Below are 21,041 nucleotides of genomic sequence, written 5' to 3'. Positions count from 1 at the left end.
GTATCTTCTTTGTGAATATTTCTATTTTTCCAACACGAATATATATTCATGTGCCAACATTAAAAATGTTTTCTCTATATTATCCCAATATTCTGTGGCCTTGCAATTATGTTGCTCTTTTATAATAATTTCTTTAAGTTTAAATCCTACATCAACGAATTTCTGCATAGAATTCATGCCCAGTGGTAGCACATAGCCTTTCTTCCGTATATCTCCAATCATAAATGCACATATTCCTTGCTTTTTTAGTATCCTATATGATTCTTTTGTAACCTGTTCCAGTTCCTTCAAAAAATCCTCGTATTTTAGATGGGAAATATCTCCTGGTATTTCTTTACTATACCGTATAATGTCAGCATATGGTGGGTGGGTACAGATAAGATCTATACTTTCGTCTTTTATAAATGATAAATTGTTTGCATTTCCTTGTTTGGTGAATATTTTTGAATTTTCTTGACAAGTAAAATTTAGATTTGTGTTAGATAATTTGACAGCCTCAGAATTTATATCAACGCCAATTGCATTTCGTCCTAATAACTTTGCTTCAATTAACGTTGTGCCACTGCCTAAGAATTGATCAAGTATCCAATCTTTTTTCTTTGAATACCTTAAAATAATATTTCTAGGAATATACGGAGACCAGTTTCCTCTGTATTTTCCTGAATGTGTAGCCCAATTTCCCCTTTCAGGAAAAGACCATATTGTTGTATCTTCTAATTTGAATCTGTCTGGTGTTTCTCTTATAATAATCGCTCCCTTCTTTTTCTGCTCATTATACTTCTATAGTATTTATTTGTCTATAAAAAATCTCCATTCAAATATTAAATATCAATAAACATTTGAACTGCCTTATCCCCCATTTGATAGACACATAGAACGAGTGGTATAATCTATCCAGAAAGTCAGGAGGATGAATTATGGCACAGACGTACAGTATCGAATTCAAGGAAGAGGCATGTAAACGTGTACAGTCGGGGATGCCGGTAGCACAGGTAGCAAGAGAACTCGGAATCAATGTAAATACCCTATATACATGGATGTCCCGTTTTAAAGAACATCCGGCACAGCCTTTTGTCAGCAGCGGCAATCTCCATCAGGAAGATGCTGAACTGCGGGCACTAAAAAAGCGGATCAAAGATTTGGAAGAAGAAAATGAATTCTTAAAAAAAGCAAGCGCCTTCTTTGCAAAGAACCTGAAGTGATCCGTTACCTTTATATGGAGCAGCACCGCTCCCAATATCGGATCGCGAAGATGGCGCAGTGGCTTCAGGTTTCAAAAAGCGGTTATTATGCGTGGCGGAAGCGTTCCAAAAACCGACGATATGCAGAGAATGAATCATTACTGAAAGAGATCATCCGAATCCATGAGGAGTCACGAGGTACTTATGGCATCAGAAAGATAACCCATGAAATAAACCGGAAATCAGAAAAACCGATCAACCACAAGCGTATAGAGCGCATCATGCGTGAAAATGGTATACGGTCAAAAAGTCACAGAAAATATAAAGCGACAACAAATTCCGGTCATAACCTTCCGGTGGTGGAAAATATCCTGAACCGGAATTTTACGGCAGACAAACCCGGGCAGAAAATGGTCAGCGATATTACGTACATCCCAACTGTAGCCGCCCAAAACTTTTGTCAAAGATTTTCAAAATAATTGTCAAAAACTTTCGGGAAATATTTCCCGTTTTCCCAACAGAAAAGGGGGCGTGATTTTTGTCACTGCCCCCGTCCTGTCTTCCGGTTTCCATGTTCTTCAACTATCAGGTGTTTCCCCGTCTTCGGGTTTCTGTTCGGTATCACTTCTATCAGCTCATCCACAGAACATCCTAGCACTTCGCATATCCGGTCAATATGTTCCACCCTTAAACTAACCACAATCTCATGATACCATTCATTGATTGTATTGGGTCGTATTCCGGTCAGCTCTGACAGCTCTCTTTGAGACATGCGTCTTTCACCTAGAAGCTTTGATAAATAAATCCTAACCATAATAATGCCCCTGATAGATACTATCATAATCCGTTGCATTATTATTTATTTTGATATTTTATATCGTATTTCGTTACACAAAATTTTTAATAATAAGCTCCCTGTATCGGGGCTTTACTTCTTTCTGCACAAGATTGTGCAACCTATCCACTTCAATGATTGTATAGTCTTCGTAAAGTTCCCTAATATAGCCACAATCATTATATGACAAAACAAACTTACCCTTGATGCCATCTAATGCTGCTTTTAATCTCTCATGATCTTCTGGCATGAACCTGTCCGGATAATATTTCTCCGTTTCATAATATGGTGGGTCAAGATAAAATAACGCATCTGTTCTGTCATAATTTTTGAGAATTTTTTCAAAATCAAGGTTTTCAATGACTACTTTATTCAGTCTCTTGGACACTTCACTTAGATACTCTTTTGCCTTTTCCATATCCCGCGAACGCAGTCCGAATGAGCGGAGGTCTGTACCAAAGCTCTCTTTAATCAGAATAAAGAACCTTGCTGCCCTTTGAATATCAGTCATTCCCCTAGTTTCAATCTGTTCTCTTGCATCAAAAAACTGTTCCCTTGATATGAGAATGTACCGCAATTCTTCCTGAACAGCATCCGGGTGGTACTTAATACAGCGGAACAGATTAACAAGGTTCCCATTGACATCATTGTAGACTTCCATCTTGGCATGACTGTCAGAAGAAAAGAGAACCCACCCGGCTCCACCAAAAACCTCTATATATCGGTTATATGTCCCCGGTTCAGGGAATTGCTCCACAATCGGCTTCCTAAGTGCTTTTTTTCCACCAATCCAACTCATAAAACTATTCATAATCATTCCTTCTTTCATAATAATATAATGTAGGGCATTATTTATAGAAAGAATTATCTTTACAAAACACGAAGATAAACGTAGAAATTAGCTACAACAAAGTCACTCCGCTTGGAATTGGAAGTACCTATTGCTACAAACAGAATGAAAAACTCTTTTTAAACTTATCCTTATACGCTACAAGCGCCGATGTCACAAACAATAAAGGAGTATACATAGCTATTGCGCAATTACATGATGTAACCCCTAAAAAAACAGTATGGCTTCCAATGGTGATAACATCTCAGCCAGACAGCGAGAATGACGGGCCAGTGGAGTTTGGCGTTATAAAAATCAATGGAGATATATTTTACAATTTTATCCTGTAAATATTAATCAAAGTCCTAATATACTTCCAACGTCTGTCCAAATAATGGCAAATAGGATTTTACATGGACTTGAAAAACAACCATTCCCGTTTTATGATTTGCAACTAGACGATGTTGCTTTTTCCGAAATGGAAATTACTCTAAGCCCAAAAATAAGTGCTGGATATCGTTTAATCGTAAATTCCCTTATAGAAAAATATAATCCTAGCGCCTTAATTCATAATAGTTCTTTATTAGGTTTAATATAATTTGGAAATTTTGTTATCATTCTGTTATCACAAGCGGTTGTCAGGATACTTTCCCGGCAACCGTTTTTCTATACCGTTCGTTATTATTTCCCACTCTTTTACATGTTTCCACACAACAGAAAAACCCGCAGAACCGAAGTTCTACGGGCAATCTTACGCTTGGACTCAATGTTATCTTACGATAACTATTTTATATAATTTTATCTGCTAATCAGATCTTACTCGATGATGGAAGCAACACGGCCTGAACCTACTGTTCTACCACCCTCACGGATAGCGAATGTAAGACCCTGCTCCATAGCGATCGGATGGATCAGCTCGATTGTCATCTCTACGTTATCGCCAGGCATGCACATCTCTGTACCAGCCGGAAGGTTGATAACACCTGTTACGTCTGTTGTTCTGAAGTAGAACTGCGGACGGTAGTTGTTGAAGAACGGTGTATGACGGCCACCCTCGTCTTTTGTCAGAACGTAAACCTGAGCTGTGAATTTTGTATGGCACTTAATGGAACCCGGCTTACAGATAACCTGTCCTCTTTCGATATCTGTTCTCTTGATACCACGAAGAAGAGCACCGATGTTGTCACCAGCCTGAGCCTCATCAAGAAGCTTACGGAACATCTCGATACCTGTTACTGTTGTCTTCTGAGTTTCCTCTTTGATACCAACGATCTCAACTTCCTCATTTACATGAAGAACACCACGCTCTACACGGCCTGTAGCAACTGTACCACGACCTGTGATTGTGAATACGTCCTCAACCGGCATAAGGAACGGCTGATCTGTTGCACGCTGCGGATCCGGAATCCAGCTGTCAACTGCGTCCATCAGCTCCATGATCTTGTCGCCCCACTGGCCGTTCGGATCTTCCAGAGCCATAAGAGCAGAACCCTGGATGATCGGTGTGTCATCTCCCGGGAACTCGTACTCGTTGAGCAGCTCACGGATCTCCATGTCAACCAGCTCAAGAAGCTCTTCGTCATCTACCATATCGCACTTGTTCATGAATACTACGATGTACGGTACACCTACCTGACGGGACAGAAGGATGTGCTCCTTTGTCTGAGCCATAACACCATCTGTAGCAGCTACTACGAGGATAGCGCCGTCCATCTGAGCTGCACCTGTGATCATGTTCTTAACGTAGTCAGCATGACCTGGGCAGTCAACGTGTGCGTAATGTCTCTTCTCTGTCTCGTACTCAACGTGAGATGTAGAAATCGTGATACCACGCTCTCTCTCTTCCGGAGCTTTATCGATATTCTCGAAATCTGTAGCTACGTTACCAGCAACTCTTGCTGCAAGAGTCTTTGTGATAGCTGCTGTCAGAGTTGTTTTACCATGGTCAACGTGTCCGATAGTACCAATGTTACAATGCGGTTTTGATCTTTCAAATTTAGCCTTTGCCATTTTGAATGTCCTCCTTAATAAATTGCTTTTCGCATTATGGATGAAATACCAGCTAGATTTGATTATATTTCAAAACAGCCGGATTTTCAAGCTATTTTTTAGCTCTTTTTCACTTGCGTATATATATTTTCCAGCGCTGCGGCCCGCCACAGACGTTTGTCCGCAGCATGGCAACAGGGCCTTCCAAACAAGATTTATTTTGCTTTTGCACTCAGGATCTTCTCCTGTACAGACTTCGGAACTGGCTCATAGCGTTCAAAGAACATAGAGTAGTTACCGCGTCCCTGTGTCTTGGAACGAAGGTCTGTGGAGTAACCGAACATCTCTGCAAGCGGAACAAAACCTCTTACGATCTTTCCGCCGCCGAGGTCGTCCATACCCTCGATACGTCCACGACGGGAGTTAATGTCACCGATAACATCGCCCATGTATTCTTCCGGCATAGTTACCTCTACCTTCATGATCGGCTCAAGAAGGATTGCGTCACCCTTCTTCATCGCATCCTTGAATGCAAGAGAACCTGCAATGTGGAATGCCATCTCACTGGAGTCGACCTCATGGTAAGAACCATCGTATACATTTGCGTGAACACCGAGTACCGGGAAACCTCCAAGGATACCAGCCTTAGCTGCCTCTTCGATACCTGCGCCTACTGCCGGGATATACTCCTTCGGAATAGCTCCTCCGACAACCGTAGACTCGAACTTGAATGTCTCTTCGCCGTTCGGATCCATCGGTGTGAAGATAACCTTACAGTGACCGTACTGACCACGTCCACCGGACTGCTTTGCGTACTTGCTGTCAACAGTAACTTCTTTTGTAAATGTCTCCTTGTAAGCTACCTGCGGAGCACCTACATTTGCCTCTACCTTGAACTCACGCAGAAGACGGTCAACGATGATCTCCAGATGCAGCTCACCCATACCTGCGATGATCGTCTGTCCTGTCTCATGGTCTGTATGAGCACGGAAAGTCGGGTCCTCCTCTGCAAGCTTCGCAAGAGCCTCACCCATCTTGCCCTGTCCGGCCTTTGTCTTCGGCTCGATAGCAAGCTCGATAACCGGCTCCGGGAACTCCATGGACTCAAGGATTACCGGATGCTGCTCATCACAGATCGTATCACCTGTACCTGTAAGCTTGAAGCCTACAGCTGCAGCGATATCACCTGAGTATACTTTATCAAGCTCTGCTCTCTTATTTGCATGCATCTGAAGGATACGGCCTACACGCTCCTTCTTGCCCTTTGTAGAGTTCAGAACGTAAGAACCGGAGTTCATTGTTCCTGAATATACACGGAAGAAAGCAAGCTTTCCTACAAACGGGTCAGCCATGATCTTGAATGCAAGAGCTGCGAACGGCTCTTCATCAGAAGAATGTCTCTCTACTTCGTTTCCGTCAAGGTCTGTACCCTTGATAGCCGGAACGTCAAGCGGTGACGGCATGAACTCGATGATCGCATCCAGGAGCTTCTGAACGCCCTTGTTTCTGTAAGCTGTACCACAGCATACCGGAACAGCCTGGCACTCACATGTTGCCTTGCGCAGAACCTTCTTCAGGTCCTCTACGGACGGCTCCTCGCCCTCCAGATACTGCATCATCAGATCGTCATCCAGCTCGCAGATCTTCTCTACCAGCTCTGTACGATACAGTTCTGCATCATCCTGCATATCTTCCGGGATGTCTACGATAGAAATATCGTCACCCTTATCATCATTATAAATATATGCTTTCATCTCGAACAGGTCGATGATTCCCTTGAACTCATCTTCCTTTCCGATCGGCAGCTGAATGCAGATTGCATTCTTGCCCAGTCTGTCACGGATCTGATCTACAGCTCCGTAGAAGTTTGCACCGAGGATGTCCATCTTGTTGATGAATGCCATACGCGGTACATTGTAGGTATCAGCCTGACGCCATACGTTCTCGGACTGCGGCTCTACACCACCCTTAGCACAGAATACACCTACCGCACCATCCAGCACGCGCAGGGAACGCTCTACCTCAACTGTGAAGTCAACGTGACCCGGTGTGTCAATGATATTGATACGGTGCTCCAGTGCGCCTGGCTTCGGCTTGCAGTTTTCCTGCAGTGTCCAGTGACATGTCGTAGCGGCTGATGTGATCGTGATACCACGCTCCTGCTCCTGCTCCATCCAGTCCATGGTAGCAGTACCTTCATGCGTATCACCAATCTTATAGTTGACACCAGTATAGTAAAGAATACGCTCTGTTGTCGTAGTCTTTCCGGCATCGATATGAGCCATGATACCAATGTTTCTGGTTCTCTCTAATGGATATTCTCTTCCAGCCAAAATTTTTTCCTCCTAAATAATAGCGATAACACAGCCTCGCACTAAGCTCAAACTTCGTCTCCGACTTGTTTTCGCTAAGTTGCTTTCGGCCAGTTGCTTTCGGCCTAGAAACGATAATGAGCAAATGCCTTGTTAGCCTCTGCCATCTTATGCATATCTTCTTTTCTCTTTACAGATGCGCCTGTGTTGTTTGCTGCATCCATAAGCTCATTTGCCAGACGCTCTTCCATTGTCTTCTCGCCTCTCTTGCGGGAGAACATTGTGATCCAGCGAAGAGCCAGTGCCTGACGTCTGTCCGGTCTTACCTCGATCGGAACCTGATACGTAGCACCACCGATACGTCTTGCTTTTACTTCCAGTACCGGCATAACATTGTTCATTGCCTCTTCAAATACTTCAACTGCCGGCTTGCCGGTCTTCTCTTCCATTCTCGCAAATGCTCCGTATACGATCTTCTGGGCTACACCCTTCTTACCATCAAGCATAATGTTGTTGATAAGCTTTGTAACCACTTTGTTATTGTATAACGGATCTGCTAAAACATCTCTTTTCTGAGTATGTCCTTTACGTGGCATGGTTACTTCCCTCCTTAATGATAATCAATTAATTCACAGGTACTCACAAACTGGCTTGCTGATTGTGTTTCATGCAAGGACTTCTATATTAACGCGCAACCACCTGCTAATAAGAACTCCGCATAAGGTGAAACAAAATTCAGATCTTCTTGTGATACTTCTGGAAAACGCCGAATTATTTCTTCGCGTCTTTCGGTCTCTTGGCACCGTATTTGGAACGTGCCTGACGTCTCTTGGCAACACCTGCTGTATCAAGTGTACCTCTGACGATGTGGTATCTTGTACCCGGAAGGTCCTTTACTCTACCGCCACGGATAAGCACAACGCTATGCTCCTGAAGGTTGTGTCCCTCACCCGGGATGTAGCTTGTAACCTCGATACCATTGGACAGACGTACTCTGGCGATCTTACGAAGAGCTGAGTTCGGCTTCTTCGGAGTAGCTGTCTTAACTGCTGTACAAACGCCTCTCTTCTGCGGAGAAGATGTGTTTGTTGCCTTCTTCTGAAGGGAGTTAAATCCTTTCTGGAGAGCCGGCGCAGTAGATTTCTTTACTGATGTCTGTCTGCCTTTTCTTACTAACTGATTAAATGTTGGCATTTCTTCACCTCCTGATTTTTTATCACAGCCTGACTTTTCGATGCTGTGATTTCCTGCATGAGCTTTTCGCCCGTGGTTGCTGAACCATGCGTCATGTAGTGATATGCTGCGCGCGCAAAAAATGACATGCGCAGCCACGCACTCAATCATTATACGTTTGGCAAATCTGCTTGTCAAGGGATTTTTTCTTTTCTCAGCGGATTTCTCAACATTTTTCACCCATTTTTCAACCGGTATTTACAGCCGCTTTCTGCCTTTGCCGCTCCGGTAAAACAAAGACTGCTGCAGCATGCCTGTTCCAGAGGAGCCATCCCCTCCCGATCGCATGCCGCAGCAGCCTCATCTTTCCTGCCCTGCTTCTTTTCTTTTGCTTCTTTTCTTTATTTTCTGTAAGTCCTGCAGGCCTCCACATATGCCAGGATATTCTCAAGCGGCACCTCCGGCTCGAGCATATGAGTCGGCGCCACAAAAAGCCCGCCTTTTTCTCCTGCAATATCGAGATTTCTCCATACTGCCTGCTTTACTTCCTCCGGCGTACCATGCGGCATCACCGTCTGCGTGCCGATCGTACCGTGAAAAGAAATCCGGTCTCCATATTTACGGAAGATTTCCTCAAAATCCATACACTCACTCTGAATCGGGTTGAGTACATCTACCCCTGCCTCGATCAAATGCGGAATCATCGGCTCAATAAATCCGCAGGAATGATAAAATACGATCAGATCCGGGTTGATCTTTTTCACCTCATCAATGATATATTTCAGACGCGGCTTGATCCAGGTGCAGTACAGCTCCTCGCTCATCATGATCGTATGCTGCATTCCGATATCATCCCCCAAAAACAGGACATCCACGCCCGCATTCACATACGCCTTTGCCCGGATCAGAGAAAGCTCCGTTACCTTATCAAACAGGAACTCTGCGATCTCATTTTCCTCCATCATATCGCAGAACAGCTCTTCCATGCTGCGCATATACCATGCGCACTCCCAGATCGTCATCTGCATATCGCCAATAGCGATCAGATCCCTTTCTTTGATCCGGCGCACCTGCTCAGCCTGATGAGATCCGTCCGCATGCGCAAAATCAGGATAGGGATAGTTCTGTATCTCCTCCAGCGTCTCCATATCCTCCAGCGGATGCCGCATGTAAGTCATATGCATACTGTTCGGGGACTTTTCGTGCCCTACTCCCCAAAGATCAATGTCTGCTCCCTGCGCAAGGGGTCTTTGATAAAATTTCCGATACTGTTCCACATCATGCCCGACCAGCCGCAGGTCATCCACTCTGCGCCATGGAAAGCCGAAATATTCCTCATAATCCTCTGCCCCCAGTTCCTTCTTACATACCTCCTGCAAATGCGGACACAGTATAAATTCCACCGGCACACGCTCATACCCCTGTCTGCGAAGCAGTGACAAAAAATTTTCTCTGTCTGTCATAATACCTTCCTCCTTTTACCTGTCAGCGAAAATCTACTACACATAATTCCTGCGCCTTCTGACCGCGCCAGAGATTGCGGTACTCCATCGGCGACATATCTGTATACTGCTGAAATACCCGACAGAAATACTGAGAACTCCCAAACCCCGTCTCAAGTGCGATCTCCGTCACTGATTTTGCAGTAAACCATAAAAGCTCCTTTGCCTTACTGATCCGCAGCGTGCAAATATATTTCTGGCAGCTCACCCCTGTTTCCTGCCGGAAGCATTTCCTTATGTAACGCGAGCTGACCTCAAACTGCCGGGCAAGCGCTTCGATATTGATCTCCTTATCCCAGTTTTCATTGATGTAGCGGATGATCCCATCAATACGCCCTGCTTTTCCTTTTTTGATATCCCTTCGGGCAGAACGCTGCATCTTCTCAGAAAGCTCCAGAAAAAGCTGAAAAAATCCCAGCTGCATCATAAGCTCCTTGTATTCCGGATCCTTATCCGCACGATAAAGTCTGCACAGGTTCTCCATATAAACGCAAACATCCTCACACCCGCACAGCCTGTAATAAGGCGCCGCTCCACTGAAAAACCTGAGCGTTTCCTGCAATCCCTCCGAATGCTCTACCCGAAACTCAAGCTGCGTAATCCTGCAGTTCTCCTTGTCCTCCACAATAAACTGATGAGGCACGCCGGCATAAATAACAATACAGTCACCGTGCTTGAGAGGAACAAGCACCCCTTCTATTCCCATGATGCACGATCCACTGTTGATATAATTGATCTCGATCTCCCGGTGATTATGTGTCTCAAACCGATATGCGGCCGGAAACCGAAATACTCCGGCATTTCTCATACGAATCTCAAAAGAATCGCTCTTAATAGTCTTTATCATACTTTCCTTCAGCCTTTTCATTTCATCCTCCGGATATGCTCTGTGTGTTTATGAAAGCTATTTTATCACAATTCGGTATTTATTTCTATCTCTTCCAGACTGCCGTCCGTTTCCGTCCTGTATGCCATTCTTCCTTTGATTCTTAAGCTGATTTTATCATTCACAGATGTCTTCGTCTTACACATTTTGGTATTAATGGCAGTATAAATTATATTTTTCGGAATTAAAAGTGGTGCCGGTAAAATCATCTCCGACACCACCCATCCTGTTTCCTCTTATCAAGAACTTTACTTTACAATTATCAAAAGCAAGAAAAGAAATGACAATGCTTATAACAGCATGGTATAATTTGATATAAAGAGAACAATAAATTTAGAAGTTAAAGAGGCGAGGAAATCCTGGAAATTAGATATGTTCAATTAGAAGATAAAGAGTTTTGGTATAGTCTTGATAAGCATTTGCCAGAACAGGAATTTGACAGTAAAGTTAGAGAAAAAAGAGGATATGTTTTATTAGATGATAATAAGCCGACAGGCTTGCTGAGATATAATCTTTTTTGGGATAATACGCCATTTTGTACAATGTTGTTTGTTGATTGGAATTATCAAGGAAAAGGTTATGGAAAAAAACTTATGGAGCATTGGGAAGCTGACATGAAATCACAAGGATATGGTATGCTTCTGACTTCTACACAGGTTGATGAAGAAGCACAGCATTTTTATAGAAAATTAGGATATAAAGATTGTGGTGGTTTTGTTATAGATATTCCAGGATATGAGCAGCCAATGGAACTGTTTCTTATTAAGAGAATTTAGCAAATTTGAAAGTTGCGGAGGCAGATATGAAAGAATTTACCTATGTTACTTTAAGACAAAAACCAGAATTAAAAGAAGCTGCTGCAGCATGGTTTCATGATAAATGGGAAGTGCCACAAGAAGCGTATCTTGAATGCATGGAAGCATATCTCAATCATGAAACAGAGTATGGTTGGTATCTTTGCTTAGATAAAGAACGGATTGTGGGTGGTCTTGGAGTAATCGAAAATGATTTTCATAACAGGAAAGACCTTGCGCCGAATGTATGTGCAGTATATACAGACAAGGAATATCGCTGTCAGGGAATTGCGGGAAAATTACTCGATATTGTCGTGAAGGATATGAAGTTAAAGGGTATTACTCCTATCTATTTGATTACGGACCATACAAGTTTTTATGAAAGATACGGCTGGGAATTTTTGTGTATGGTTCAAGGGAATAATGACCCTGATATGACAAGAATGTACATCCATAGATAGAATCCAATTTATGAATCAAGCATTGACGCATATTCTGAATTTGTGAAAGACATTGATACTGTGATAATGGGGTGGAATACATATCATCAGATTGTCACTGAACTTTCACCAGGCGAATGGGTTTATGATGATTTTACATCTTATGTTGTAACACACAAGCAAAAAACATCTTCCGATAAAATCCATTTTGTCAATGAAAATCCTGTTGAACTGATAAAAAGACTGCGGGAAGAAAATGGAAAAGGGATTTTAGGGACAGATGTGACTCGCGCGAGTCACATCTGTCCCTATTTAGAACTATCTATTTCTCGACAGCCCCTTTTTCTATGCAGGATCTGTACCTGTCAAGGTTCTCGCTATCCAATCTGTGCTCCCGCTATCCGATCTGCGCACAGACCTCCTGGGAAAGATCGTAAAACTCTGAATACACATCCTTATTCTCGGTAATCTTGACTGATGCTTCCGGGGTCAGAGAGAGCACCTGGTGCCATACGCCCTTTTTCAGGCAGACTGGCTTATCCAGCACAAATGCCCGGTACTCCTCCGGCGTCTCATGCTCCGCCACGAGCAGCACTGTCACCCCGGCAAGCGGTTCAAACGTCTCCATAGAAGTCGGATGATTCTCAAGTCTTCGGATCGTTTTGTTCTTATACCGGAACACCGCCAGGATCCACGGCTTTTCCTCCTCCGTCTCAACAATCTCATACACATCCTCAAAATCCGGTGAAAATTCAATCACACTCCCAAACGCGGCAAACGCTTCCCGCGTAATGCTCTCGATCCTTCTCATACGCTCCTCCTCGTCTTTTTACGCATGCTCTGTTCCACGCGCCATCCGCGCATAGAAGATCCCGTTCTGATGGCTCTTATCCCGTTTTAATACCTGTGCAAACTGCTTTGCCGCCTCTTCCTTTTCACCGAGTCCCAGTCTGCCAAGTCCCATCAGATAATAGCAGTGCGCCTCATTTTTCAGGTTCAGGTCCTCCTCGAAGATCAGGAAATCCGGGAGAGATACCGCAAAATAGTCGATGCGCATATGGTCGCGGATATGCTTCTCACCGTAATCAATCAGCTTGTAGAAGCATGCGTTTGCGGCTCTTTGATCACCCAGCTTCTGAGCGGCAAGCCCCTTATAAAGGATCATATCTGCCGGCTGATCGTAATAATACATCATGCCTGCCGGCTCGTCCTGGCCAAGGGAAGCGAGATGGAAGCATTCCTTTGCCCCCGCGTCATCTCCCAGTGCTTCTTTGACACAGCCCAGATAATAATAAATGTTATTGTCCTTCGTCCCTTCCAGACGGCCTTCGCCGAGATTTACCGGATAGACAAGCGCGCGCTCCAGCAGCTCCCTGGCTCCCTCATAGTCCTGTGCGCCAAGCTTTTCTTTTGCCATTTCGACAAGCGCCGCTTTATACTGTGTTATCACCTTCCCCTCTGCGCCTTCCCACGGACGGAAGGTGTGGGACATGATCGTGTCATACGCCTCCTGATGCCTGCCAAGAGAATTCAGCACTGTGATATACTCTATCATCACATCATCCCGCTCTCTCGTCAGCTCCAGGTGCGCTTCATACTTCACAATCCGTTCTTCAAACGGACAGTTCAGCTTTTTATAAAGCTGGTCGAGCTCGAGAAATACGCGTGCGTCGGTCGGATCAAGCGCAAATGCTTTTTCCAGCTTTTCGCGCGCCTTCTCCGGCTCACCGCATTTATTATAGTAGGCAAGCGCAAGGTTTCGAAGTAAGGTCGGATACTCACCATCCGAAGCCTCAGACGCCTCCCACAGATCGAGCGCATGTGTAAACTGCAGCTTATCATAAAACAGACAGCCCAGATAATAGTTCGCCTTTGCACAAGTCTCTCCTGCCCGGATCGCGTCTTCCAGTACGCAGATATCCTCCAGCTTATTCGGGAAGCAGTACAGCGGAGAAGCTGCCTCTGCCTTTGCATAATCTGCCAGGCCATCCTCGCCGATGCAGCGCTTGTAAAAGCCGCGGTAATAATAGAGCATCGGCTTTTCCTGTGTACACTGCTCCAGAAGCTCTACCGCTTCTTTGTAGAATCCTGCCTCTGCATAGTCGCGCGCGCACATCAGATAATTCTCATGGAAATCCCTCATCAGGCCGTTCATCCTTGCCAGAACCGTTTCATCGCCAGAAAGCTGATACGACTCAAACATGGAGACATAGTCAAACGGGTCTATGCCAAGGTTTTCTTTGATCCACTCCTGTGCGCGCTCCTCCTGACCAAGCCTGCGCAGGATCACTGCCCTGAGGCCGCGTGCCTTGATATTATGCGCATTCTTGACAAGTCCCTTGTCAACAAAGGCAAGCGCTTCTTCAAAGTCCCCTCTGCGCGCTGCGATACATGCCAGATAGTAAAACGACATTTCCTGCTGTTCATTGCTCCACGTTGCCTTGTAGAAAGCATCGAACGCATCGTCATAGCTGCCCTGGTAAAACAGTACAAGGCCCAGATTATAGTATGGCTCGCTGTCATACGGGTTCGGGTTCTTCCAGGTCAGACGCTCCAGCGCTTTGCGGAAATACTTCTCAGCCTCGGCAAAGCAGCCTCTTCTCATCAGAAGAGAACCGTACGCATTATTGATACGGATATCGCCCGGATCGCGCTTTAAGCCTTCCAGATAATAGGGATCCGGAAGATAGGTCGCATGACGGTACTGTTCAATATGAAGCCCCGTCAAAAACAGCTCCTCATTTGTCATGATTTCCTGCGGATCTTTTGCCGGTTCTGCCGGCTTCGCAAGCTCCGGTATCCCCTCGTCCTTTGGCTGATACTCCACAAGCAATTTTTCTCCCGAAAATACCTGCACCTTTACATCACTGTCTTTTTTGACAGACGCCGGGATCGTTTCCTCGAAAATATCATTCGGAGAGAGCACGGTCTGCCTGCGGAAGATCTCCTCGCCGCAGTTCTTCACTACGATCACCGCATCCTCGTATCTTTCCGTGCCGTACACACAGACATAGATCCCGCCATCGCGGACCTCCATATTCATCACTGCGTGAATGCTTGCATTCTTTACTGCGCCGACTTCCTTATACGGCATAAAATACTGTTTAAATGTCTTCTCCTCAAACGGCTTCAGCCACGTGAAATCCGGCTGGTTATCCGTATAAACGCCCGTCATCAGCTCAATATACGGACCATCCTCATCCGTCAGGTTGCGGTCCCACGCCTGTCCGAACTCGCCGCAGCCCCACGTCCACTGCTTTTTCCCCGGAGAAATATGATGATCTGCTACGTGCAGGATACCTGCCTTTTTGCCATAGTCGTAGCCGCCCACAAAATCATACTCCGACTTCTCTGCCATATAGGAGGTCGGTACCGGGATGTTTTTGTATCTCGAAATATCCACGCCCTCGCTGTAATCGTGCTTGTAATATACGCCTGTCGCGATCGGAAAACGGGAGACGTCTCTCTTGCCGTGATCCATCACAGAGTGAACATCCGGCGGGAAGATCGACTGTGTATTGTCGTTTACGGCAACTGCCGGGTTTGCCCACCAGAGGAAGGTCTGCGGTGTTGCCGTGCGGTTGTAAAGCTGTCCGCGGATTTCGATGTATGCCTTATCCGGGTAGAGCGTGAAGCCTGCGATCCCCTTGGTGCCGTACATCTGGTCCACATCATTGACAAACAGCGTCTTGCTTCCGTCTGCATTTTCCTGTATCACATGGTCAACCGGCATATATGTAGTCGGTCTGTGATGCTGCGGCCAGTTAAACTCAATCCCGCCTGAGATCCACGGCCCTGCCAGTCCCACAAGAGCCGGCTTGATCACATGATTATAGTATACAAAATCATAATCATTCGTCTTATCATACGCTCTCTGGATACGTCCTCCGAGCTCCGGAAGCACCATCACCCTTATGTACTGATTTTCCAGATAAACTGCCTGATACGTTTTGTCCGTCTTTACCGGACTGATCTTTTCGGTCGTCGGATATGGATAAACCTTGCCGCAGCTCCCCTGATACACGCGTTTTTCAAGGAACATCGGATTCTTATCCGCATCACCGATCTCATATGTAGGAATGACAACCTGCTCTTCCCAGATTCTTACCTCTTCCATGATTACCTCCTGTACCTCTTTATAGTTTTTGCTTTTCATCTTTTTTCTGATATTCTTATTATAGCTGAATGATTTCCTTTTTTCATTGCTCAAATTTGCTTATAATTTCAAATAAATTGCTCTCTTTTCTCTTGCTTTTTCCCTCTGGAACAGCTACAATATCCCACACAGCAAAAGCCTCCAGAGCAGACAGATTTACCGGCTTATATGAAAATGACACCACGATCAAAAAGGAGGATTTCTCTCTATGTATTCCAAAGAAAAAGGGATTACCAGGGCTTCTGATTATTATTTATATTTTCCCAGCGCCATCGCTGCCAGACTGTATCTCTATCCGGTAGCGACCGGGCACTTTTTCTACGAGCCAGGCTATCTTCGCCGCAGGAACCATTACGATAATTTTCTGCTGATGCACATCTTAGACGGCACCTGCACCGGCGCCTGTCAGGGAAGACCTTTTACAGCTTCCAAAGATCAGATCGTCCTGATGGACTGCTATGAGCCGCATGAGTACGGCAATATGGAGTCCGATACGACCCTTGAGGTCGCATGGCTGCACTTTGACGGTCCGCTCGCGCGCAGCTACTATGAGATTATCACCGCAAGCCGCGGAAATGTACTCACCCTGCCCAACTCCTATCCGGTCGCTCACAATATGCGCAAGATCCTCCGGCTTTTCCGGGAGTCCGCGCCGATCCGCGAAGCGTCCGTATCTGCCTATATCACCCAGATACTGACAGAGCTGCTGAATGGGCGTTCCGATGCAGATGCCAGCACCTCCCGCTCATCGGTGATCGAAAGCTCTCTTGCGTATATCAATGAGCATTTCAGCGAACCCGTCTCTCTGGAAACACTTGCGCAGAACTCTAATCTGAGTCCCTACTATTTCACACGCGTATTCACTGCTGAGACTGGTTTTACTCCGCATCAGTATCTGATCGCCACACGGTTAAACTCAGCCAAATATCTGTTAAAGACGCCGGGCATGTCGATCAAGGAGATCGCCTTTGCCTGCGGATTTAACAGCGAAAGCAGCTTCTGCTCCACCTTTAAAAAGTGGGAAAACACGACTCCCAGCGAATACCGCGCCCACGCTGCCATAGAATAACGTGTTCTTATCTGCAAACAGACAGGGCTGCCTCAGATGGTTCCGGTGATCCTTGTGCGTATCACTTACCGGAATCTGCATCTGAGGCAGCCCTGCTCATCTTATATCAGGATATCTGACTGAAATATCCATCCTGTACTGTTTCTTATTCTGCGTAGCTTCCCATTACTTCCTTATAGTCTTCCGGAGTAACAACTACTGCGTCTACAGCCGTCTCCATTGCCGGCTCCTCACCGTTGATCATGTCAAGAAGAACCTCTACAGAACCTGCGCCGACCTGATCAGCGGAGAAGTATGCAGATGCCTTTACACATGTGCCATCCGCACCCTTGTTGTTCCACTCATCCTTTGCCATGTATGCGCCAAGACCTACTACACACGCATCTGCGTCAAGTCCTGCACTCTCAAGCGCACGTGCCGCACCGATACAGCCCTCTTCGTTTGCTCCTGTTACCAGCCATGTCTTGATCTGCGGATTTGCTGTAATGACTGCTGCTGCCGCTGTATTTCCCTTGTCTGTCGTTCCATCGTAGTCAGCCTTGAAGATATTGCTCTCCGGGAAGTCCGGGCAAAGCTCTGTGAATTTTGCCAGCTCGCCCTCTGCACGCGGTACACAGCTGGATACGGTATCCATCGTCATCAGAAGAAGTCCTACGTCCTCTTTTCCTACCAGCTCATTGTCGATCGCATAATTTGCAAGCCACTCGCCGTTTGCTTCACCGATCACGTAAGCGTTAATGCCTACCCACGGAGCCAGCTTGTTGCCCTCTGCATCCTGCAGTGCATCATCTGCTGCAACGATCGGGATACCTGCCTCTGTAGCCTTATCTACAGCTGCCTGGGACATTGTCTGATCCGGGATACAGGTAACAATACCGGACGCCTTATTTGCGATCGCATTGTCAATTGCTTTTAAGTACTCCTCCGGGTTCATCTTTGCATCTACAAAAATGAACTCTCCGCCTGCTTCCTCTACTGCCTTCTGGGCTGCTGCTCCCTCATCAATAAACCATGTCTGATCACCGGCTTTGTAGATACCGTAAACTACGAGCTTATCCTCTTCTGCGTTTGCCACAACGCTTCCTGCCATCAGGCTTCCTACGGTTGCCGCGCAAAGTACCATACTCATCATTTTCTTTTTCATGTTACGTTCCTCCTTGAATTTGTTTTTATATCCTCACACGTCCGTGTGAAAGGGTTCTGTGAATGATCTGTAGATTTATCTGTAGATTTCATTCTACATGCTGATTGCCGTTTAGGGCCGTTATTTGATATTTCTCATGCTTGCTTCCAGAAGCTCTTTCTCTCTTCTCTGCTTACGGATGTAATCCGAGGTCAGAGCGAACAAAAGCAGAGCGCCGCGCGCTACATACTGCCAGAAGGTCGGCACATTTACCATGATCAGACCTGTGTTGAAAGCCTGGATCAGGATCACGCCCAGCACCGTGCCGAACATACTGCCGACGCCGCCTGCAAAGGATACGCCGCCGAGGATAACCGCCGTGATCGCATCGAACTCAAGGTTGACATTGGCTGCCGGCTGGCCGGAATTCATACGTGCCGCAAAAATGATTCCTCCAAGGGAGGTCAGTACAGCGATCAGTACGAAGCAGGTACGGATGATCTTTCTCGGATTTAAGCCTGCAAGTCTTGCTGCCTCTGTGCTTCCTCCGATCGCATACACGCTCCGTCCGAATTTGGTCTTTGCAAGGATGAAGCCAAATACGATAAAGGAAATGATCATCAGCCATACCGAAATATGGACTCCCGCGATCCGAAGCTTGCCAAGCGCGATAAAGGTCTGGTTGCTGACTGCGACCGGCTTTCCATCACAGATAATATAGGCAAATCCGCGGATAACGGACTGTGTGACAAGTGTTGCGATAAATGCTTCCAGCTTAATACAGTTGACCATCCATGCATTGAACAGTCCTACAAGTACACCGGCTGCCAGTGTGATCACCACTGCCAGCACAAACGGCACGCCCATACTCAGAAGAAGCGCAACCAGCGTCCCTGCAAAAGCTGCCAGCGAACCAGGAGACAGGTCGTTTTGTCCTGCAATGATCAGATATGTATGCCCCACTGCCACCATGCCGACAAGCGATGCCGCCACGAGCAGGTTCATCATATTCTGGAGCGTCATAAAGTTTCTGTTCAGACAGGTGAATAAGACGAATACAACAATATTTGCAATGATCAGAATCAACTTATCCCCGCCGATCCAACTGAGTATATTTTTCTTTTCTTTGTTTTCCATTACGCTTCATCCCCCATCATTCCAAGACTTAACAGTTTATCCTCCGTTGCCTCTTCCCTGCTCACCTCGCCGGATACGCGCAGCGACCTCATGACGATGATCCGGTCCGAAAGACCGATCACCTCTGGAAGCTCCGAAGAGATCAGTATCACGCCAAGCCCCTGTTTTGCAAATTCGCAGATCATATTGTAAAACTCCGACTTTGCCCCGACGTCAATTCCCTTTGTCGGCTCATCGAGGATGAGTACCTTGGGATTTGTCGCGATCCATCTCGCTACAATACACTTCTGCTGGTTTCCTCCGGAGAGCTCTACGATCTTTTTGTCCGGAGACGGTGTTTTGATCTTGAAATCCGCGATGCCCTTCGCTGCTGCCTGTGCTTCCTTCGCGGAACTGATCACTCCCAGATTATTGGAATTCTTATCCAGCAGCGAGATATTGATATTCCCGGCAACACTTAAATTGCCGAGGATCCCCTGCAGCTTTCTGTCCTCCGGCACCAGAACGATGCCATTTTCCACCGCTTCCTTCGGAGACCGGTTCACAATCTTTTTTCCCTCAAGCCATACCTCTCCGGTGCGCATCTTATCTGCGCCTATGATCGCACGCATCAGCTCTGTCCTGCCTGCGCCGACCAGTCCGGAAAATCCCAGGACCTCTCCCTTATGCAGTGTAAAGGATACCGGCTTAACGTAATCAGAAGATACCTCCTTCACCTCAAGGAGCACATCTCCTATCTCCTTATTGCGGTCGAGGCTCTCAAATATATCGCCCAGATCACGTCCGACCATCATCTTGATCAGCTGCTGCTCCGGCACCTCTTTTGTCACTACGGTATCCACATACCGCCCATCCTTAAAGATCGCCACCTTGTCCGCGATCTGCTGGATCTCTTTCATACGGTGTGAAACATAAATGATGATCTTTTCCTGCTTTTTCAGTTTTTCGATGATTTCAAATAAGCTGTCGATCTCTGCATCACTTAAGCTTGCGGTCGGCTCATCGAAGCAGATGACCTTTAGATTCTCACGGCTGTATGCCTTCATGATCTCTACCATCTGCTGATATGCGATGCTGAGATCCTTTACCTTTGTTGTCGGAGAGATCGGAAGTCCGAAATCATCAATGATCGCCTTCGCCATCTGATTGGCCTTTGCCGTGTCAATGATCCCGAAGCGGTTGACCGGCATACGTCCGAGATAAATGTTTTCTGCCACACTCAGCTCGAGCAGGATCTGGCGCTCCTGATAAATAACACTGATCCCTTCCTGGATCGCCTCATGAGGAGAATGAAAATGCTTCTGAACACCATCTAACAGATATTCACCCTTTGTCGGCTGATAGTCGCCGTTTAGCACCTTCAGGAGGGTAGATTTTCCTGCCCCGTTCTCACCCAGAAACGCAAGTACTTCTCCGCCATACGCTTTAAAACAAATATCATCAAGCGCTTTTACACCGGGAAAATACTTTGAGATATTCTTAAACTCAAGCACGCTCCTCATACACGTTTCCTCCTTGTCTTATCTGGTTTCCATTATAAACACCCCTGCACTGTATTTCATTATGGGAAATTGCCCAAGGGTTTAAAAAAATTGCTCTTTTTGTACAGTTTGAA

19 protein-coding genes are annotated in these 21,041 nt (G+C 46.0%); 5 read left to right on the top strand and 14 right to left on the bottom strand.

Annotated features, from left to right (window positions below):
* Positions 1-21 precede the first annotated feature (21 nt).
* A complete protein-coding gene (locus QOX44_RS15400; RefSeq protein WP_331488433.1) occupies positions 22-744 on the bottom strand; it encodes a TRM11 family SAM-dependent methyltransferase in 723 nt (240 codons plus the stop codon).
* A 173-nt stretch (positions 745-917) separates the two neighbouring features.
* Between QOX44_RS15400 and QOX44_RS15395 the strand changes: the two genes are divergently transcribed.
* Together QOX44_RS15395 and QOX44_RS15390 are read left to right on the top strand one after the other, a co-directional pair.
* Complete coding sequence (locus QOX44_RS15395) at positions 918-1,202, top strand: transposase (RefSeq protein ID WP_283684392.1); 285 nt, start codon at positions 918-920, stop codon at positions 1,200-1,202.
* On the top strand, positions 1,199-1,660 hold the full coding sequence (locus tag QOX44_RS15390) for an IS3 family transposase (RefSeq protein ID WP_283684391.1): 462 nt from the start codon (positions 1,199-1,201) through the stop codon (positions 1,658-1,660). The genes QOX44_RS15395 and QOX44_RS15390 overlap by 4 nt, the downstream gene beginning before the upstream one ends.
* Before the next feature lie 62 nt (positions 1,661-1,722).
* Here the strand turns inward: QOX44_RS15390 and QOX44_RS15385 are convergent, their stop codons facing one another.
* From QOX44_RS15385 to QOX44_RS15350, 8 genes are all read right to left on the bottom strand, one after another.
* A complete protein-coding gene (locus tag QOX44_RS15385; protein ID WP_055057038.1) occupies positions 1,723-1,995 on the bottom strand; it encodes a helix-turn-helix domain-containing protein in 273 nt (90 codons plus the stop codon).
* Between the two features lie 73 nt (positions 1,996-2,068).
* Positions 2,069-2,827 (bottom strand): DNA adenine methylase, encoded by a 759-nt coding sequence (locus tag QOX44_RS15380; protein ID WP_283684389.1) that lies wholly within the window; start codon positions 2,825-2,827, stop codon positions 2,069-2,071.
* Positions 2,828-3,661: 834 nt separating this feature from the next.
* On the bottom strand, positions 3,662-4,855 hold the full coding sequence (gene tuf, locus QOX44_RS15375; RefSeq protein WP_283684386.1) for an elongation factor Tu: 1,194 nt from the start codon (positions 4,853-4,855) through the stop codon (positions 3,662-3,664).
* A gap of 194 nt (positions 4,856-5,049) precedes the next feature.
* Complete coding sequence (fusA, locus tag QOX44_RS15370; RefSeq protein WP_283684384.1) at positions 5,050-7,167, bottom strand: elongation factor G; 2,118 nt, start codon at positions 7,165-7,167, stop codon at positions 5,050-5,052.
* Between the two features lie 104 nt (positions 7,168-7,271).
* Positions 7,272-7,742, bottom strand: coding sequence for a 30S ribosomal protein S7 (gene rpsG / locus QOX44_RS15365; protein ID WP_283684382.1), 471 nt, complete (start codon positions 7,740-7,742; stop codon positions 7,272-7,274).
* Between the two features lie 175 nt (positions 7,743-7,917).
* Positions 7,918-8,340, bottom strand: a complete 423-nt coding sequence (rpsL, locus tag QOX44_RS15360) for a 30S ribosomal protein S12 (protein ID WP_283684381.1) — start codon at positions 8,338-8,340, stop codon at positions 7,918-7,920.
* Between the two features lie 380 nt (positions 8,341-8,720).
* On the bottom strand, positions 8,721-9,782 hold the full coding sequence (locus QOX44_RS15355; protein ID WP_283684380.1) for a uroporphyrinogen decarboxylase family protein: 1,062 nt from the start codon (positions 9,780-9,782) through the stop codon (positions 8,721-8,723).
* A 22-nt stretch (positions 9,783-9,804) separates the two neighbouring features.
* Complete coding sequence (locus QOX44_RS15350; RefSeq protein ID WP_283684378.1) at positions 9,805-10,689, bottom strand: AraC family transcriptional regulator; 885 nt, start codon at positions 10,687-10,689, stop codon at positions 9,805-9,807.
* 374 nt (positions 10,690-11,063) lie between these two features.
* Between QOX44_RS15350 and QOX44_RS15345 the strand changes: the two genes are divergently transcribed.
* Together QOX44_RS15345 and QOX44_RS15340 are read left to right on the top strand one after the other, a co-directional pair.
* Positions 11,064-11,483 carry a GNAT family N-acetyltransferase gene (locus tag QOX44_RS15345; protein ID WP_283684428.1) on the top strand — a complete coding sequence of 140 codons (420 nt, stop codon included), beginning with the start codon at positions 11,064-11,066 and terminating at the stop codon, positions 11,481-11,483.
* A gap of 26 nt (positions 11,484-11,509) precedes the next feature.
* Positions 11,510-11,962 (top strand): GNAT family N-acetyltransferase, encoded by a 453-nt coding sequence (locus tag QOX44_RS15340; RefSeq protein WP_283684376.1) that lies wholly within the window; start codon positions 11,510-11,512, stop codon positions 11,960-11,962.
* 376 nt (positions 11,963-12,338) lie between these two features.
* On the opposite strand, the gene QOX44_RS15335 is transcribed toward QOX44_RS15340, so the two are convergent.
* Positions 12,339-12,752, bottom strand: coding sequence for an ureidoglycolate lyase (locus QOX44_RS15335; RefSeq protein ID WP_283684374.1), 414 nt, complete (start codon positions 12,750-12,752; stop codon positions 12,339-12,341).
* Positions 12,753-12,770: 18 nt separating this feature from the next.
* Positions 12,771-16,058 (bottom strand): DUF5107 domain-containing protein, encoded by a 3,288-nt coding sequence (locus QOX44_RS15330; protein ID WP_283684373.1) that lies wholly within the window; start codon positions 16,056-16,058, stop codon positions 12,771-12,773.
* A gap of 247 nt (positions 16,059-16,305) precedes the next feature.
* Between QOX44_RS15330 and QOX44_RS15325 the strand changes: the two genes are divergently transcribed.
* Positions 16,306-17,166 carry a helix-turn-helix transcriptional regulator gene (locus QOX44_RS15325; RefSeq protein ID WP_283684371.1) on the top strand — a complete coding sequence of 287 codons (861 nt, stop codon included), beginning with the start codon at positions 16,306-16,308 and terminating at the stop codon, positions 17,164-17,166.
* A gap of 145 nt (positions 17,167-17,311) precedes the next feature.
* Here the strand turns inward: QOX44_RS15325 and QOX44_RS15320 are convergent, their stop codons facing one another.
* The 3 genes from QOX44_RS15320 to QOX44_RS15310 form a co-directional block, all read right to left on the bottom strand.
* Positions 17,312-18,310, bottom strand: a complete 999-nt coding sequence (locus tag QOX44_RS15320; protein WP_283684370.1) for an arabinose ABC transporter substrate-binding protein — start codon at positions 18,308-18,310, stop codon at positions 17,312-17,314.
* A 120-nt stretch (positions 18,311-18,430) separates the two neighbouring features.
* Entirely contained in the window at positions 18,431-19,426 is a 996-nt protein-coding gene (locus QOX44_RS15315; protein ID WP_283684368.1) for an ABC transporter permease, read from the bottom strand.
* Entirely contained in the window at positions 19,426-20,928 is a 1,503-nt protein-coding gene (locus QOX44_RS15310) for a sugar ABC transporter ATP-binding protein (RefSeq protein ID WP_283684366.1), read from the bottom strand. The genes QOX44_RS15315 and QOX44_RS15310 overlap by 1 nt, the downstream gene beginning before the upstream one ends.
* Positions 20,929-21,041: the final 113 nt, after the last annotated feature.

This window comes from Parablautia sp. Marseille-Q6255 (assembly GCF_951230155.1).
Classification (GTDB): Bacteria; Bacillota; Clostridia; order Lachnospirales; family Lachnospiraceae; genus Choladousia.
The sequence above is the reverse complement of the archived record's forward strand: the minus strand, read 5'-3'. Positions and strand labels throughout refer to the sequence as shown.